Below are 16434 nucleotides of genomic sequence, written 5' to 3' on the forward strand. Positions count from 1 at the left end.
TCGGTTCTCGACATGGCCGTCCAGATTATTTCTACTATCGCGGAGGACCTGGGTGAATCCTTCGCCACAGCGGCGCGCGGACCCGGGCAAAACTTGATTCGTTCCAGAAAAGTGGGCTAGTGTTCGGCGGGTGATGTCCGACTTCGAGGCGCAACTGCGGGCCGCCTCGCTGCGGGTGACCCGGCCCCGACTGGCGGTGCTCGCGGCGTTGCGCGACCACCCGCACGTCGGCACCGACGCCGTGATCGCGCTGGTGCGGGCGGATCATCCGACGGTCTCCCACCAAGCGGTGTACGACGTGCTGCGTGTGCTCACCGACGCTGGTCTGGTGCGGCGTATCCAGCCGGCCGGTGCGACCGCCCGCTACGAGTCCCGGGTCGCGGACAACCACCACCATGTCGTCTGCCGCTCCTGTGGCGTGATCGCCGACGTCGACTGCGCCGTCGGTCACGCCCCCTGCCTCACCGCCCCCGTCGACCACGGTTTCGTGATCGACGAGGCGGAGGTCGTCTACTGGGGCGTCTGCCCCGACTGCGCGACCGACCGTACGCCCCAGAGATCCGCAAGCTCGGAAGGAAGTACATGAGCGACACCCAGGACAACGTCCCCACCAGTGCGCAGGGCGTGGACCAGAAGGCAGCGGCCGGCTGCCCGGTGGCGCACGACTCGGTGACCGCGCACGGCAGCGAGAGCGAGAACCCGGCGATCGACTCGCCGACCCCGAAGACCGGCGGTCGTCCGCGCACCAACCGGGACTGGTGGCCCAACCAGCTCGACCTCTCGGTGTTGCACGCCCACTCGTCCAAGGGCAACCCGCTGGGGGAGGACTTCAGCTACGCCAAGGAGTTCGCCAAGCTCGACGTCGAGGCCCTCAAGCGGGACATCGTCGAGGTGCTCACCACCTCGCAGGACTGGTGGCCGGCCGACTTCGGCCACTACGGCGGCCTGATGATCCGGATGAGCTGGCACGCCGCCGGCACGTACCGCATCGAGGACGGCCGCGGTGGCGCCGGCGACGGTGGTCAGCGCTTCGCCCCGCTGAACAGCTGGCCGGACAACGCCAACCTCGACAAGGCTCGTCGGCTGCTCTGGCCGGTCAAGCAGAAGTACGGCCAGAAGATCTCCTGGGCCGACCTGCTCGTGCTGGCCGGCAACGTCGCCCTGGAGTCGATGGGCTTCAAGACCTTCGGCTTCGGCTTCGGCCGTGAGGACGTGTGGGAGCCCGAGGAGATCTTCTGGGGTCCGGAGGACACCTGGCTCGGCGACGAGCGCTACGCCTCCGAGAAGGAGATGGCGGCCGGCGTCGGCTCGACCGAGATGGGTCTCATCTACGTCAACCCGGAGGGCCCCCGCGGCAACGCGGACCCGGCTGCCGCGGCGCACTTCATCCGGGAGACCTTCGGCCGGATGGCGATGAACGACGAGGAGACCGTCGCCCTCATCGCCGGTGGTCACACCTTCGGCAAGACCCACGGTGCCGGCGTCGCCGACAACCACGTGGGCCCGGAGCCGGAGGGTGCCCCGCTGGAGGCGCAGGGCCTGGGCTGGCTGAGCACGCACGGCAGCGGCAAGGGCGCCGACACGATCACCAGCGGTCTCGAGGTGACCTGGACCGACGTGCCGACGCAGTGGAGCAACCGCTTCTTCGAGATCCTGTTCGGCTACGAGTGGGAGCTCACCACGAGCCCCGGCGGCGCCAAGCAGTGGGTCGCCAAGGACGCCGCGGAGATCATCCCGGACCCGTTCGACGCGTCGAAGAAGTACAAGCCCACGATGCTCACGACCGACCTGTCGCTGCGCGTCGACCCGGCGTACGAGAAGATCTCGCGTCGCTTCCTGGAGAACCCGGACCAGTTCGCGTTGGCGTTCGCCAAGGCGTGGTACAAGCTGTTGCACCGCGACATGGGCCCGGTCGCGCGCTTCCTCGGTCCGTGGGTGGCCGAGCCGCAGCTGTGGCAGGACCCGGTGCCGGCCGTCGACCACGAGCTGGTGGGTGACGCCGACGTCGCCGCGCTCAAGGCGAAGGTCCTCCAGTCCGGTCTGACGATCGCCCAGCTGGTCTCCACCGCCTGGGCGTCCGCCGCGAGCTTCCGGCACACCGACAAGCGCGGCGGCGCGAACGGCGCACGGATCCGTCTCGAGCCGCAGCGCAACTGGGAGGTCAACCAGCCCGAGCAGCTGGCGACCGTCCTGGGCGTCCTGGAGGGCATCCAGCGGGAGTTCAACGAGGCCGGCGGAGCGAAGATCTCGCTGGCCGACCTCATCGTGCTGGCCGGTTCGGCCGCCGTCGAGAAGGCGGCGCTTGACGCCGGCGTCGAGGTGACGGTGCCGTTCCACCCGGGCCGCACGGACGCGACCCAGGAGCAGACCGACACCGAGTCCTTCCGCGTCATGGAGCCGCGCGCCGACGGTTTCCGCAACTACCTGCGTCCGGGTGAGAAGACCCAGCCGGAGGTGCTGCTGGTCGACCGCGCGTACATGCTCAACCTGACCGCGCCGGAGATGACCGTCCTCGTCGGCGGTCTGCGCTCGCTCGGTGCCAACACCGGCGGCGCCCAGCACGGTGTTCTCACCGACCGGCCGGGTGTGCTCAGCAACGACTTCTTCGCGAACCTGCTGTCCCCGGGCACCCGGTGGAGCGCGTCGAAGTCCGACGAGCACGTGTACGAGATCCGCGATCTGGCCACCGACGAGGTGAAGTGGACCGCCACCGCGGTCGACCTCATCTTCGGTTCCAACTCGCAGCTGCGTGCCCTCGCCGAGGTCTACGCCAGCCAGGACGCCCGTGACAAGTTCGTGGCGGACTTCGTGGCCGCCTGGACCAAGGTCATGGAGCTCGACCGGTTCGACATCGCCTGACAGCTCGACACGACGAGCCCCGGCCGATCCTTCAGTGGATTGGCCGGGGCTCGTCGCCTGCACGGCTGTGGTCAGTTGCACGCGGGTCGACCGGGTCATGGGTGGCGGAACTGATACCCCCGGGGGTATGTTCGGACGGAGGAGGCGTCGATGAAACTGCGACCAGAGATGACGTCGGATGCGCTGACCAGGCTCAAGCGGGCTCGAGGGCAGCTCAACGCGGTTATCGAGATGATGGAGAGCGGTCAGGATTGTCGTGAGGCGCTGACCCAGCTCGCCGCGGTGTCAAAGGCGATCGACCGAGCGGGTTTCAAGATTATCGCCTCGGGGATGCGGCACTGCGGTGCGGCGCGCGACCGTGGCGAAGAGCCCGAGATGACCGAGGAGGAGCTGGAGAAGCTCTTCCTGGCCCTCGCCTGAGGCGGCACTAGGCCACCCACGCCGTAGCCGCGGCGTGGGTGGGTGGCAGCGTGCACGTGGAGAAGTTGGCAGCGGTGTGCCCTATGCATACCCCCGGGGGTATGAGCGTTTTGTGAAACTTGAAGGAGTGGACATGTCAGTTCAGGTCTCCATCGTCGAGACGTCATCCCTCGGCGATCGCAGCTACCTCGCCTCCGACGGGCGCGTGGCGATCGTGGTCGACCCGCAGCGCGACATCGACCGCGTGATGTACCTCGCCGGGGCGCTGGGCGTCCGCATCACCCACGTCGTGGAAACGCACATCCACAACGACTACGTCTCCGGAGGGCTGGAACTCGCCCGGATCACCGGCGCCCACTATCTGGTGGCTGCGGCCGACGAGGTCGGCTTCGAGCGGACCCCCGTCTCGGACGGCGACCAGGTGGCCGTCTCCGAATCGCTACGGCTGCGGGTGCTCGCCACGCCGGGTCACACCTTCCACCACCTGTCGTACGTGTTGGATGAGGCCATCGACGGCGAGTGGCGGCCGGCCGGTGTCTTCACCGGCGGATCACTGCTGTTCGGCACGACGGGCCGCACCGACCTGCTCGGCAAGCAGTACGCCCACGAATTGGCCCACCACCAGCACGCCTCGGCGAAGCGGCTGGCGGATCTGCTGCCCGACGGGGCTGAGGTGTGGCCGACGCACGGTTTCGGCAGCTTCTGCTCAGCCAGTCAGTCGGACGCCCCGGAGTCGACCATCGGCCGGGAGAAGGCGAAGAACCAGGTCCTGAGGCTGGCCGCGGACGACTTCGTCACGGAGACCCTCGCCGGTCTCGACGCCTACCCCGCGTACTACGCCCACATGGGCGTGGCGAATCTGGCCGGACCGGCCCCGGTCGACCTCACCCCGGTGAGCCGCGCCGACGCCGCGGAACTGCGCGAGCGGATGGCCGACGGGCAGTGGGTGGTGGACCTGAGGCACCGCAAGGCGTACGCGGCCCTGCACCTGGCCGGCACGGTCAGCCTCGGACTGGACGGCCCGATGTCCACCTGGCTCGGTTGGCTGATCGACTGGGGGATGCCGATCACCCTGCTCGCCGAGACCCCGGGACAGGTCGCCGATGCCCAGCGTGAGCTGGTCCGGATCGGCATCGACCGCCCGGCCGCGCAGGTCACCGGCGAGGTGGAGCGGTGGGCAGCCGAGCCCGGTCAGCTACGGGAGCTACGGATATCCGACTTCGTGGCCCTCGCTGCGGCCCGCGCCGGGCATGTTCCTGCCGGCCTCCCTGCCGCAGACGTGGTCCTCGACGTGCGAATGACCAACGAGTGGCGGACCGGCCACATCGACGGCGCCCTGCACATCCCGCTGCCTGAACTGCCCACGCGACTGGCCGACGTGCCGGTCGGCGCCGTCTGGGTGCACTGCGGCTCCGGCTACCGGGCCACCGCGGCGGCGTCGCTGCTGGCGAACGCCGGCCGCGAGGTGGTCGTCATCGACGACACGTTCGACCAGGCCGAACGCGCCGGCGTGGCAATGGCCACCGGCACCTGATCCGAACAGGACGGACCACCGGCCGACGCCATCGAGGTGTCGGCCGGATACCCCCTGCCAGGTGTGTTGCGACCTGCCCGTGAAAGAGGAGAAATGAGCCCTTCCGAGACCGCCCGCCCCACCACCGTCGATGCCACCGGGCTGCGGGAGCTGATCGACTCCGGTCACGCGCCGCGCCTGCTGGACGTGCGTACCCCGGCGGAGTTCGAGACGTCGCACATCCCCGGCTCCTACAACGTGCCACTCGACCTGCTCAAGGAGCACCGCGAAGAGCTGCGCCACCACCTGGACGAGGACGTCGTGCTGGTCTGTCGCTCCGGCGCCCGCGCCACTCAGGCCGAGCAGACCCTGGCCGGGGTCGGCCTGCCGAACCTGAAGGTCCTCGACGGCGGCATCATGGCCTGGCAGGCGGCCAACGCGCCGATCAGGCGGGGTGCTCCCCGGTGGGACCTCGAACGCCAGGTCCGCCTCGTCGCCGGCTCGGTCGTGCTGGTCAGCGTCCTCGGCTCGGTGTTCGTGCCGCAGCTCAAGTGGGTGGCCGGATTCGTCGGCGCCGGCCTCACCTTCGCCGCTGTCACCAACACCTGCGCCATGGGCATGGTGCTCGGCAAACTGCCGTACAACCGGGGCGCCAACTGTGACCTGGACACCATCGTCGGCCAGTTGGGCGGCAGCATCGGTGAACGCGCATGACACCGAACCTGGCGCTGACCATCGGACTGGCCGTGCTGATCGGTGTCAGCCTCGGGCTGCTCGGCGGCGGCGGATCGATCCTCGCCGTGCCGCTGCTGGTCTACGTCGCCGACCTGCCCGCCAAGGAAGCCATCGCGACCTCGCTGCTCGTTGTCGGCGCCACCAGCGTGGTGGGCGTCCTTCCGCACGCTCGCGCCAACCGGGTGCGCTGGCGTACCGGCCTGATCTTCGGCGTCGCCGGCATGCTCGGTGCCTACGTCGGCGGACGCCTGGCCGGGTTCATTCCGGCGGGGTTCCTGCTCACCGGGTTCGCCGTGATGATGCTGGCCACCGCTGTCTCGATGATTCGCGGTCGGCGCGACGCCGCGGGCCGGGCAGTGCCACACGAACTGGCGGTGCCGCGGGTGATCCTCGACGGTCTGGTGGTCGGACTGGTGACCGGCCTGGTCGGTGCTGGCGGCGGCTTCCTGGTGGTGCCCGCCCTGGCCCTGCTCGGTGGACTGCCGATGCCGGTCGCGGTCGGAACCTCGCTGGTGGTCATCGCGATGAAGTCGTTCGCCGGCCTGGCCGGCTACCTGTCCAGCGTCAGCATCGACTGGAACCTCGCGGTAGCGGTCACCGTCGCTGCCATCGTCGGCAGCGTTGCCGGTGGGCGGCTCGCCGGTCGGATCCCCGCGGACGTCCTGCGCAAGTCGTTCGGCTGGTTCGTCGTGGTGATGGGCGTCCTCGTCCTCGTCCAGCAACTGCCCATGGAACTGCGGACCAATCCGCTGCTGTGGACCGGCGTCGGTGTCGCCGCGTCGATCTCCGTCGCGCTGACCCTGCTGAGGGGCCGGAGCAAGGTGCGCAAGCAGGGTGAGCCGGCCACCGGCTGAGGTCTCGCCCGGGTGCCATCACGGTCCACCGCGATGTCATCTGGATGACATTCCCTGTCTAACGAATCCCATGTATGAATTTTTTGTCTAGTTGATCAGCTGGCGAACGGGCCCGTTCGTGGCAAGGTGTTGATCTGCCCGGGTGGCGGGCGCGCACCTAGTCACGCAGGGAGTCATCGTGGCCCATACCGACCTGCAGGCCGGGGAAGCGGACCAGCACGCCGGAACCCCTGCGATACCCCGGCAGCGGTTGGTCCCGGCCCGGCAGTCCCGAGTGGGCGTCACCGACACCGGCACCGCCTGGCGTCCACTGCGGATCGCGATGATCGGGCAGAAGGGGGTGCCGGCGACCTACGGCGGGATCGAACGACACGTGGAGGAGATGGCCAGCCGGCTCGCCGGCTACGGGCACGAGGTCACTGTCTACTGCCGCCGGAGCTACGGCGAGACACCCGCCGACGACTACCGGGGCGTACGGCTGCGCCAGACCCACACGATCGCGAGCAAGCACCTCGACGCCATCGTGCACGCGGCGACCTCGACCATGGCGGCGATGACCGCACGGCCCGACATCGTGCACTACCACGGGCTCGGACCGGCCCTGGTCGCCCCGCTCCCGCGCGCCCTGTCCCGGGCGCGCGTGGTGCTCACCGTGCACGGGCTGGACAACCAGCGGGGCAAGTGGGGGCTCGCCGCACGGACGGTGCTGGGCAGCGCCCACTGGTTCAGCGGGTACGTCCCGCATCAGCGGGTGGCGGTCTCGCAGGGGCTCGCCGCCCACTACGACACCCGGTTCGGCCGCCCGACGACCTACATCCCGAACGGCGTGAACCCGGCCCGACCGGCGCGGACCCGCCAGATCCAGGACCGGTTCGGGCTGACCCCTGGCGGCTACCTGCTGCTGGTCGGTCGGCTGGTGCCGGAGAAGGCCGCCGACCTGTTGATCAGGGCCTTCCGTCGCACCAAGACCCCGATGCGCCTGGCGATCGTCGGCGGTTCGTCGTTCACCGACGACTTCGTGGACCGGCTGCGCCGGGAAGCCGGGGCGGACGACCGGATCGTCTTCACCGGCTTCGCCTACGGCGACCTGCTCGCCGAGCTCTACTCCGGCGCTGCCGGCTTCGTGCAACCGTCCCGGTTGGAGGGACTGCCGTTGACGTTGCTGGAGGCGGCCGCGTACGGGCTGCCGGTGGTCGCGAGCGACATCTCGCCGCACGTCGAGGTGCTGAAGTCCGACGCCGCCGGAGGGCGGTTGTTCCGCGACGGCGACGAGGACGACCTGGTCCGGGTGCTGACGTCGCTGCTCGCCGACCTGCCGGGGGAACGTGTCGGTGCCATGGCGCTGCGTGAGCGGGTCACCGGGAGGTACAGCTGGGACACCGCCGCCCGCGAGTTGGAGCTGCTCTACCTCCGGCTGGCTCCGGAGCCGGGCCGACGGTCCCGGGCCCGACTCGCGGGGCCCGTCGACTGACCGTGCGGCGTTCGCCGGGATACTGCCGGATCGGCCCCCCGGGGGACGGAGCAGTCGGTGCAACGGCCACTTCTGCCGTCGAGGTGACCGGACTAGATTGAACCGATCTTGTGCCGGGAGGACATCGGTGGGCCGCGCCCGGCAGCGGCCGGGCAGTGTCGATTCGGTTCAGTGGGATCAGTGGAACAACACACGCAGAAGGTCACTCCGCTCATGACCAAGCGGCTCGACCCGACCCGCCTGCTCACCGGCGGCGCGGCGCTGGCCGCCGCGGTCGTGGCGGTGGTCGCGGGAGTCTCGATGGCGGCCGGTGACCGGAGGGGCATGGTGCTGCCGCTCGCGGCGGTCGCGGGCGTCGCGGTGGCCGTCCTCGCGCTGACCCGCTTCTCCGGGTACGTGCTGCTGATGCTCGCGGTCCGCTCCTGCGTCGACCTGTTCAAGCTCACCGGCCCGAGCGCCGGCCAGGCCGACTCCGCCGGAACCGCCCGGGCGGTGGACCCGTCCACCCTGCTCGCGGTGCTGTTCCTCCTCGCCGCCGGGCTCTGGCTGGCCGCGCAGCTCAGCCGGCACGGGCGGTTGCGCGGCTCGCCGCTGGGCTGGGCCATGCTGCTCGTCGGCGCCAGCAGCGTGGTCAGCGCCCTCGGCGCGACCCGGCCGGCGAACAGCCTGCTGGAGGCACTGCGGATCCTCACCGTGGTGGTGATGTTCGTGGTGCTGGAACAGCTCATGCCGGACACCGCGGCGATCCGTCGGGTCCTGCTCGCCTGCTACGTCTCGTTGGTGCTGGCGCTCGGCTACACCGTCGTCCTGTCGTTGCTCGGCAGCCCGCCGGCCGAGGTGAAGGGCGACTTCACCCGGATCAGTGGCACGTTCAGCCAGTCGACCACGTTCGGTCGCTACCTGATGTTCATGGTGATCTTCGGGTTCGCGGTGTACCGCTTCCTGGGCCGCCGGCTGCGGGTGACGCTCGGCGTACTGCTCGGGCTCTCACTGCTGTTCCTGTTGCTGACCAACACCCGCAGCGCGCTGCTCGGCGCGGCGATCGGCCTGGTCGTGGTCGCGGTGCTGCACCGTAGCAAGCGGATGCTGGTCACCCTCTGCGTGGTGGCGGTCGCCGGGGTGGCCCTGGTGCCCGCCGTCGGCGAGCGGTTCGCCCAACTCGGCAGCTCACGCGCTGTCGGTGGGGACCCGACCGGGAACACCCTGGCGTGGCGGATCGGCTACTGGACCGAGATCGTCACGCTGGCCGACCGCAACCCGGTCACCGGCATCGGCCCGAACATGACGCAGCGCGAGACCGACGAGGCGAAGAAGCCGCACAACGACTTCCTGCGGGCGTACGTCGAGACCGGGCTGCTCGGTCTCGGGGCGTACCTGATGATGCTTTTCGCCTTCCTGCGCACCGCCCGCAGGGCGCTGCGGCGGGCGCCTCCGGGCAGCTTCGAGCGGGGCGTCGCGGTCGGTTTCGCCGGTTGTGCCGTCGCGTTCGTGGCGGTCAGCGCCGCGTCCAACGTCATTTCCAATGTGGTTACGCTCTGGTATTTCGTCGCGTTCGCCGCGGCGGCCAGTGCGATCGCCCGCCACCCGGCTCCGAACCTGGCCGGCGAGCAGCCGCGAAGCACGTCTGTCCCGGTCTGAGTGAACGACAGCATTGGGGAAAAAGTGGAGATCGTCGACTACCTGCGGGTCGCCCGGCGGCGCCTCTGGGTACTCGTGGGGGTGCCGCTGCTCGCCACCGGCGCGGCGGCCGGCATCGTCCTGCTCGCGCCACAGCAGCACAGCGGCACCGCCTACGTGGCGGCACCGGCGTTGGTGGGCGGGGCGGCCGGGACGCAGTACACCGGCACGCAGGCGGCGAACCAGTTCGTCGCGGCCTTCGGCGCGGCGGTCACCTCACCCCGGGTCCTCGCCGACGTGGCGACTGGCACCGGGGTGACGCCGGAGCGGCTGCGCGACGGCCTCGCCGTCACCCAGGTCGGCGCGAGCAGCCAACTGGAGGTGACGTACACCGCCGGGGACCGGACGACCGTCGCGCCGGTGCTGAGCGCGACCACCACCCGCGCGCTCGCCTTCCTGTTCTCCTCCCAGGTCGGGATCGCCACCAGCGAGGTCGAGGCGGCCAACGCCGACGTCACCGCGGCCACCAAGGCGATCGGCGAGTGGGAGAAGGCCAACAAGGTCTCCCAGCCGGACCGGATCTACCAGGCGACCCTGAGCGAGCTGACCAGCCTGCGGCAGCAGCAGCTCTCCATGCAGGCGGTCGGCAACAGCCGGGGTGCGGACGCGGCGGCTGCCGCGATCACCGCGGCGCAGAGGAAGCTCGACGAGCTGGGGCCGAAACTCCCCGACTACCAGGCACTGCTCGCCCAGCGGGACGCGGCGACCGGCGCGCTGTCCCAGGCGCGGGAGGGGTTGCAGGCGGCCCGGGCCCAGGCCCAGGCCGCCGACCCGAAGCAGGTCACCAGCATCGGCGAGGCGCACGAGGTGAGCCGGATGTCCGAACTGGTGCGTACCGCAGTGCCGGTGGGCGGTGCCGGTCTGCTGCTCGGGGTGCTGTTGGTGGGTGTCCTCGAACTGCTCTCGCGGGCACGCCTGACCGGTCGCCCGACAACCGCGCCGGCCGTGAGCGACCCGCCGCCGGCCGAGCCGCCGGTGCCGGCACAGACGCCGGCCGAGCCGCCGGTGCCGGCACAGACGCCGGCCGAGCCGCCGGTGCCGGCACAGACCGTGCCCGCGGCACGGCGGTGACCGCCCGGGAACGGGCCGCCAGATGCGCGGCGAGCTGACCGGCCGGCCACCGGCCCCGCCGGAGGCCGGCGACCAACAGGTACGCGGCATGGCCCGCGGCGGCATGCTGAACCTGGCGAGCGCGGTGCTCAGCCAGGTGGCGCTCTTCCTGGTCATGCTGTTGCTGGCCCGCGTGCTGGGGGTCCGCGAGCTGGGCCGGTACGCCCAGGTCTACGCCGTGCTGTCGTTGCTCGGGCTGCTCTCGCTCTCCGGTTTCCGCGCCGGGCTGACCCGGTTCGTGGCGGTGCACCTCGCCGACGACGATCCGGCCGCGCTGCGGGGCGCGATCCGCCTCGGGATCGGCATCTCGGTCGTGGCGTCCACTGTCATCGCTGTCGGTCTGGCGGTCGGTGCACCGTGGCTCGCCGGGGCACTGCACGACCCGCAGCTCACCACCGGGCTGCGGCTGGTCGCGCTGTGCCTGCCCGCCTCGACCGTCTGCGAGGCCGCGCTCGCGGCCACCCGGGGTTGGCGCACCCAACGGGCCTACGCGCTCATCGGCCAGGTCTACGAGCCGGCGGCCCGGCTGGTGCTCACCGCGGTGGCGCTCATCGTGGGGGCGGGCCTGACCGGCGCGATCTGGGCGCTGGTCGTGGCGAGTTGGAGCGCTGCCGCGTTCGCTCTCGTGGCGCTCGCCCGGATGGTCCGCCGGGTGCCGGCCGCCCGGCCCGCGTACCGGCCGGCAGAGCTGTTCCGCTTCTCCACGGTCAGCTGGGTCTCCTCGCTCTCCTCGACCGGGCTGATCTGGGTGGACGCGTTGCTGCTGGGGTTCTTCGACTACGGCGCCGACGCGATCGGCGTCTACCACGTGGCGACCCGGCTGGTCACGATCGCGGTGTTCGTGCTGGCACCGGTCAACGCCTCGTTCGGCCCGCACCTGGCGCACCTCTACCACCAGGGTCGGCTGGACGAGGTCCGCCGGATCTACCGGGTCGCCACCGGCTGGGTGCTGCGACTGTCGCTGCCGGCGTTCGTGGCGTTGCTGGTCTTCCCGGAACAGTTGCTGCGTCTGGTCGGTGGGCCTGGTCTGGCCGGCGGCGCGGCGGTGACCGTCGTGCTGGCGCTCGGCCAACTCGTCAACGCCGCCACCGGGCCGTGCGGGACGCTGCTGAACATGTCCGGCCGGGTCTCGGTCAACATGGTGGACAACCTCGCCGCCCTGCTGCTCAACGTCCTGCTCAACCTGTGGCTCATCCCGGCCTACGGGATCCTCGGCGCGGCGGTGGCCTGGGCGGTCTCGTTGGCGGCGGTGAACGTCGCCCGGGTCTGGCAGGTGCGCGCGCAGGTGAACACCGTGCCGGTGACGGCGGGCATGGTCAAGGGGCTGGTCGCGGCGATGGTCGCGTTGGCCGTCGGGTTCGGTGTGCGGTGGTTGGTCGAGGGCTGGGTCACGCAGCTCACGGTCGGTCTGACCGCGATCGCGGGGGCGTACTGCGCCGGGGTGCTCGCCCTGGGGCTCAGCCGGGAGGACGTCATGGTGTTGCGTTCGGTGACCCGCCGGGGCGGCCGCCGCGCCGCCGCCGCGCCCGCCCCCGCCGCCGAGGTCGGCTCGTGAGCGCCTCCGGTCGGCGGCAGGTCACCGACCACCTGCGGCGCGGCGTTCGCGCGACCCGGGCGTGGGGGCGGGCGGTACGGCCCGGCGAGCCCCGCCCGCTGCCCGACTTCCTGGTGATCGGTGGTCAACGCTGCGGCACCACCTCGCTGTACCACCACCTCGCCGCGCATCCCCGGGTACGGGTGGCCAGCGGCAAGGAGTTGCAGTACTTCAGCGTCCACCATGGTCGGGGCGCGCGCTGGTACCGGGGGCACTTCCCACGCCTCGCTCCGGACCAGCGCACGTTCGAGGCGAGCCCCTACTACCTGTTCCACCCGAGCGTGCCGCAGCGGGTCGCGGCGACCCTGCCGCAGGCCCGCTTCGTCGCCCTGCTGCGTGATCCGGTGCAGCGGGCCTACTCGCACTATTTGCACACCCGCTCGTACGGCCTGGAGCCGCTGAGCTTCGTCGACGCGCTCGACGCCGAGGAGGAGCGGCTGGCCCGGGCGACGCGCGGTGGCCCGAACACCCGTGCCGCCCACCGGGCGTTGCGCAACCACTCGTACGCCGCCCGGGGCCGCTACGCCGAGCAGTTGGAACGGTGGTTCGCACACGTGCCCCGGGACCGCATCCACGTGGCCCGCACGGAGGACCTGCACGCCGACCCGGCGCGCACGTACGGCGCGATCCTGGACTTCCTCGACCTGCCGGCCTTCACACCCGAGGCGTTCACCCGGCACACCCGTCGGGTCGACGAGGGCGCCTCCCAGCTCACCCCGGAGCTACGGGACCGGCTGGCCGGGTACTTCGCGCCGTACAACGCCGACCTGGCCGCCCTGCTCGACTGGCCCGACCCCTGGCCCGGCTAGCGCACGGCGGCGAGGATCCGGTCGACCGGCTGGTCGGCGCGTAGCAGCACGGGGACGTCTGTCACTGTGGTGCCACCCCCGGCCGTCCGCAGCGGTGCACCCACCGCACCGGTCTGCCTACCCGGTGCCGCCGGCACTGTCACCGGTGCGTTCGACGCCGACCAGAGCACCAGAGTGCTCGACCCACCGCGGACGAAGGCGACCCCGTGCAGCTTGTCGGCCACCGAGGCCGGCAGGGGGGTGACGGTGGCGTCCCGGGCCGCGTCGGCCAGGCTCGCCAGCATCCGGCCGGCTTCGCGTTCGGTGCCGTCCGGGTCGAGCAGGCCGTAGCGGACCTCGCTGCCGGCCGCGTTGTTCGGGTTGTACGCCAACGGCAACCAGCTGATCTCGCCGATCCCACCGGCGGCCAGCAGGGTGACCGTCTTGACCATCTCGGCGGCCCGGCTGGCCGGGTCGCCGTCGCCGTCGCGCCAGAACTGGCCGACCTCCCACGCCTGGATCGGCGTGCCGGCCGGTGTCGTCGCGCGCAGGTAGTCCAGCAGCGGCGCGACCCCGCTGAAGTGTTCGTAGAAGTGCACCTGCCGGACGTCCACGGTGCGGTCGGCCAACAACGACTCGGTGGCGGCCAGGAACCGCAGGCTGCGGCTGTTGGTGTCGGTGCCGAGCGCCCTGCGCAGCTGCGCCTCCCCGGTCACCGCCGGGATCTGCTGGCCCCTGGTGCCGACCCGCCGTTGGAAGTACGCCTGGTAGGCGGCGACCGCTTCGGGCCCCCGACCGGCACGCACCAGCCGGTCGGCGACACCCATGCCGTACGCGACGCTGCTGATGCCGGAGTCGACCACCAGCGCCTGCGGGTCGGTCGCGCGGATCGTCTCGGCGGCGGCCTTGACCAGCCGCACGTAGTCCTCGGGGCTGCCGGCCCAGTAACTCGGCGCGTTGACCTCGTTCTCGATCGCGTACTCCCGCACCCCGTACGGGCCGTAGCGTTGCACCACCGAGCGGACGAACCGTTGGTACGCGGCGAGGTCGGTGGGCATCGCCGACTCGGTCTTGTTCGCTGCTCCCCGGGTGTGGCGCGCGGTGCCACCGGTCGCCCAGCACACCCCGGTACGGATCTTCAGGTGCACTGTGATGCCCAACTCCCGGCTGCGGGAGGCGATCTCGTCCAAACCGGCCCAGTCCAGCTGCCCGGAGGTCCGTTCGATCTCGCACCAGGAGATCTCCTCATAGGTCGCTGACCCGGAGATCCGCCGCAGGTACGGCGCGAACTGCTGGTAGCGCGACCAGTCCCAGTGCGCGCCGAACGGGTTGCTGACGGCGGTGGCGGGGCGGCCCGGCGCGGGCGCGCCGGACGGGGCGCCGACGCTCGCTGGGGCCGCCGGTGGGCCGTCGTCGGCGGTGCAGCCGGTGGTGACCAGGAGCGCGGCGGCGAGGGCGGCGGCGAACGCGCCCAACCGGCGGGAGCGGTTCACCGGTAGCCGAGGGCGCGCAGGGTCGGACCGGAGAAGATCCAGACCAACAGGCGGAGGAACGGGTCGAGTTCGCGCCGGTAGGTGCCCACCCGGGAGCCGTAGATCGGGTCGGTGACGCTCGCGGCGGCTCGCCGTCTCTCCGCCTCGGTGGTGTACTTCTGTGCCACGTCGTGCTGCTTGCTGTCGTAGTCGAGGATGCCGTCCTCCCAGGGTTCGCCGAGGAACTCGAAGAGGCCGCGCATCGTCTTCTCCGGCTCGGTCACCGCCTGCTCGTAGCGCAGCTCGTAGTAGCGGTCCGGGGGCAGGGTGGCGCCGACCCTCCGGGCGGCGCGGATGTAGCGCGGCCACTTCACCACGCACTTGACGGCGGACCAGTAGCCGAACCGTTTGCGGTGCGAGACCACGACGTCGCGACCGTCGCGGATCAGGTGCACGATCTGGGCGTCCGGGAAGACCTCGGTGACGAAGTCGAGCGACATCGCGTACAGCGGGGTCTTGTCGGCCCACCTGGTCTTGCCCCGCGCGGCGGCGTAGTCGGCGTGGACGCCGCCGAAGAAGTCCCGGATCCGGCGCAGCCAGTCCTCGCGGGGGAAGCCGAAGCGGGCCAGGCGTTCCCAGTCCCGCCCGACGATCCGTCGCAGGTCGGGCAGGAACCGGGTCTCCGGGCCGCAGCTGATGTTGGAGTGGGAGTCCAGGACGAGGCGCACCATCGTCGTGCCGGAGCGTTGACAGCCGACCAGGAAGATCGGCGCGGTACGGGTAGCGGGTTCAGCCACGGTCGGCCGCCTTCGTCTGGGAACGGGCGTCGGTCGCGCAACTGCCGAGCCGGTCGGTCAGCTCGTCGCAGAGAGCCCGGACGCGCCTGTCGATCGGCAACGGCCGGTGGCCTGCCGCACCGGCGTCGTGGGACCGGCGCGGGGCGATGTGCGCGTGCAACTCCGGCCGGTAGGGGAAGTCGAGGAACGCGCAGAGCCGCCGCAGTTGCGCCTCCGGCTCCACGACCAGCGCGTCGTAGTCGCAGAGCAGCACGTCGGCGCGCTGGTCCAGGCCGAGGTGGAATACCAGCGAGTTGCGGACGTACCAGAAGAGGGCCGCGCCGCTGTGCGGGTCCAACCGAAGCGGGTCGTGCGCCCGGATCAGCTCGACGGCGTCCGCGTCGAGGCGCTGCCCCTGCCACCGCCGGCCGATGCTGCCGTCGGCGATCGCCCGCAGGGCTCGCAGGTTGGCGTCGCCGAACTTGGCTACCTCGGAGCGGGCCCGGTCGTCGACGTCGCGGTAGACCCAGAGCGCGCGCCCGGGCGGCAACCCCGGCAGGGCCAGCAACTCGTCCACGCGGTGGCTCTCGCAGAGCGGCTTGACCAGGACGTACGCGTGCCGACTGCGCTGGATCACGCTGGTCAGCACCGCGTCCGGGCGGAGCTGGAACCGGCGGAAGAGGGTGCTGTCGTTCTCGTTGCGGACCTCGACCTCTCCGGCCGCGTCCAGGCCACGGACCAGCATGTTCGTGCCGGATCGTTGCAGACCGACCAGGTAGACCGGCAGCGCCGAGCCGGGTGCCCGGCCGGCCCGCCGCCGCCAGCGTCGTTTCGCCAGGGCGGTGCGGACCCGCTCGACCGGGTCGAGGCGGTCCTCCTCGATCAGCCGCCCGATCCCCTCGGTGCGCGCCCACCGCAGATGCCGCCGGATCCGGCGCGCCGTGTACGCGACTGTGGAGACCTCGTCGTCGGCTGCCACGGGTCCTCCTCGGTCGGGCGCCGGTCCGGCGCAGTGGGAAACGGGGACGACCGGCGGCGCAGCCAGGCTATCGGGAGATCATGGCGGGAGGCCAGGCCGCGGGCCGCACGGGCACACGAAGATCAACCGTTCAGGTACATGCCATAGGTGAACTGGACTCGCGGACCTGCCCTGAATACGGTGGGC

Annotated in this window: 14 protein-coding genes; 11 read left to right on the top strand and 3 right to left on the bottom strand. The window is 71.3% G+C overall.

Annotated elements, in window-relative coordinates:
• Positions 1-130 precede the first annotated feature (130 nt).
• The 11 genes from O7614_RS14710 to O7614_RS14760 all read left to right on the top strand — a co-directional run bounded on the left by O7614_RS14710 (position 131) and on the right by O7614_RS14760 (position 13042).
• Positions 131-586: a Fur family transcriptional regulator gene (locus O7614_RS14710; protein WP_278139016.1), complete on the top strand. Its 456-nt coding sequence runs from the start codon at positions 131-133 to the stop codon at positions 584-586.
• Positions 583-2859, top strand: coding sequence for a catalase/peroxidase HPI (katG, locus tag O7614_RS14715; protein ID WP_278139017.1), 2277 nt, complete (start codon positions 583-585; stop codon positions 2857-2859). Before O7614_RS14710 ends, katG begins: the two co-directional genes overlap by 4 nt.
• 150 nt (positions 2860-3009) lie before the next feature.
• On the top strand, positions 3010-3279 hold the full coding sequence (locus O7614_RS14720) for a metal-sensitive transcriptional regulator (protein ID WP_124858664.1): 270 nt from the start codon (positions 3010-3012) through the stop codon (positions 3277-3279).
• A 133-nt stretch (positions 3280-3412) separates the two neighbouring features.
• A complete protein-coding gene (locus tag O7614_RS14725; RefSeq protein WP_278139018.1) occupies positions 3413-4813 on the top strand; it encodes an MBL fold metallo-hydrolase in 1401 nt (466 codons plus the stop codon).
• A 93-nt stretch (positions 4814-4906) separates the two neighbouring features.
• Positions 4907-5506, top strand: a complete 600-nt coding sequence (locus O7614_RS14730) for a rhodanese-like domain-containing protein (protein WP_278139019.1) — start codon at positions 4907-4909, stop codon at positions 5504-5506.
• Complete coding sequence (locus O7614_RS14735) at positions 5503-6381, top strand: sulfite exporter TauE/SafE family protein (RefSeq protein WP_347404351.1); 879 nt, start codon at positions 5503-5505, stop codon at positions 6379-6381. Before O7614_RS14730 ends, O7614_RS14735 begins: the two co-directional genes overlap by 4 nt.
• A gap of 178 nt (positions 6382-6559) precedes the next feature.
• Positions 6560-7852, top strand: a complete 1293-nt coding sequence (locus O7614_RS14740; protein ID WP_278139020.1) for a glycosyltransferase family 4 protein — start codon at positions 6560-6562, stop codon at positions 7850-7852.
• Positions 7853-8065: 213 nt separating this feature from the next.
• Positions 8066-9490 (top strand): O-antigen ligase family protein, encoded by a 1425-nt coding sequence (locus O7614_RS14745; protein ID WP_278139021.1) that lies wholly within the window; start codon positions 8066-8068, stop codon positions 9488-9490.
• A gap of 24 nt (positions 9491-9514) precedes the next feature.
• Positions 9515-10600, top strand: a complete 1086-nt coding sequence (locus tag O7614_RS14750; protein ID WP_278139022.1) for a hypothetical protein — start codon at positions 9515-9517, stop codon at positions 10598-10600.
• A 22-nt stretch (positions 10601-10622) separates the two neighbouring features.
• Positions 10623-12194 carry a flippase gene (locus tag O7614_RS14755; RefSeq protein WP_278139023.1) on the top strand — a complete coding sequence of 524 codons (1572 nt, stop codon included), beginning with the start codon at positions 10623-10625 and terminating at the stop codon, positions 12192-12194.
• Entirely contained in the window at positions 12191-13042 is an 852-nt protein-coding gene (locus O7614_RS14760; RefSeq protein WP_278139024.1) for a sulfotransferase, read from the top strand. Before O7614_RS14755 ends, O7614_RS14760 begins: the two co-directional genes overlap by 4 nt.
• Here the strand turns inward: O7614_RS14760 and O7614_RS14765 are convergent.
• Genes O7614_RS14765 through O7614_RS14775 form a run of 3 tightly spaced genes read right to left on the bottom strand, consistent with a single transcriptional unit; the run spans position 13039 to position 16248 of the window.
• Positions 13039-14514 carry a hypothetical protein gene (locus O7614_RS14765; protein ID WP_278139025.1) on the bottom strand — a complete coding sequence of 492 codons (1476 nt, stop codon included), beginning with the start codon at positions 14512-14514 and terminating at the stop codon, positions 13039-13041. The genes O7614_RS14760 and O7614_RS14765 overlap by 4 nt on opposite strands.
• On the bottom strand, positions 14511-15290 hold the full coding sequence (locus O7614_RS14770) for a sulfotransferase (protein WP_278139026.1): 780 nt from the start codon (positions 15288-15290) through the stop codon (positions 14511-14513). The genes O7614_RS14765 and O7614_RS14770 overlap by 4 nt, the downstream gene beginning before the upstream one ends.
• Complete coding sequence (locus tag O7614_RS14775; RefSeq protein WP_278139027.1) at positions 15283-16248, bottom strand: hypothetical protein; 966 nt, start codon at positions 16246-16248, stop codon at positions 15283-15285. Before O7614_RS14775 ends, O7614_RS14770 begins: the two co-directional genes overlap by 8 nt.
• Between the last annotated feature and the right edge of the window lie 186 nt (positions 16249-16434).

The sequence above is a fragment of the Micromonospora sp. WMMD961 genome (assembly GCF_029626145.1).
GTDB lineage: Bacteria > Actinomycetota > Actinomycetes > Mycobacteriales > Micromonosporaceae > Micromonospora.